The sequence below is a fragment of the Rothia sp. HMSC069C04 genome (assembly GCF_001812895.1).
Classification (GTDB): Bacteria; Actinomycetota; Actinomycetes; order Actinomycetales; family Micrococcaceae; genus Rothia.
On the sequence record NZ_KV810752.1, the window covers coordinates 1 to 573 of the forward strand.

The following is a 573-nucleotide window of genomic DNA, read 5'->3' on the forward strand; positions in this document are numbered from 1 at the left end:
CTTCCTATTCACCAACCACACGAAACGAGAACCCGTCATGCGCATTTTCCTGATTATTATCTGGGGCATTATGGCCTTCATCTCGGTAACCGGGACACTCTACATCATTATCAACTATGAGATTCAGCGCTGGAAGGATATAGAGCGCCGCCGCCAAGGCGCATACATCCGGCGAGTCAATCAGGCAGAGGCTCTCCTGACAATATTTACTCCTGGATTTCCGTGCCTCTATCTCTTTGCTCATCTTATAGACGAGGGGTCTCCAGGTGCCTTTTATGAACTCCTTGGGATATTTCTGTCAATCGGGCTCATGATGTATGCCTGGTATGTGCACGTTGCCTACGTGAAGATTTCCCCTGAAGGCGTTGAGCAGCGCATGTGGTCAGCACGCACGACCGTCTATCCCTTCAACGCTATTGACGGCATTGAATACTACGAGGCAACCTCTACAGACGACCAGGATCTTGTGTCTTTCTACAGTAAATCCGGAAAACTCATTGCCGCCTTCTGCCCGATTATTCACAAGAATTATCGTCTGATGGCGATTGTGCGGTTCAGGATTGAGAACGAGCG

The 573-nt window shown here is 49.4% G+C and carries 1 protein-coding gene; it reads left to right on the top strand.

Annotated elements, in window-relative coordinates; genetic code table 11:
- Positions 1-37: 37 nt before the first annotated feature.
- On the top strand, positions 38-573 hold a 536-nt coding region (locus tag HMPREF2879_RS06915), incomplete at its 3' end, for a hypothetical protein (protein WP_070635120.1).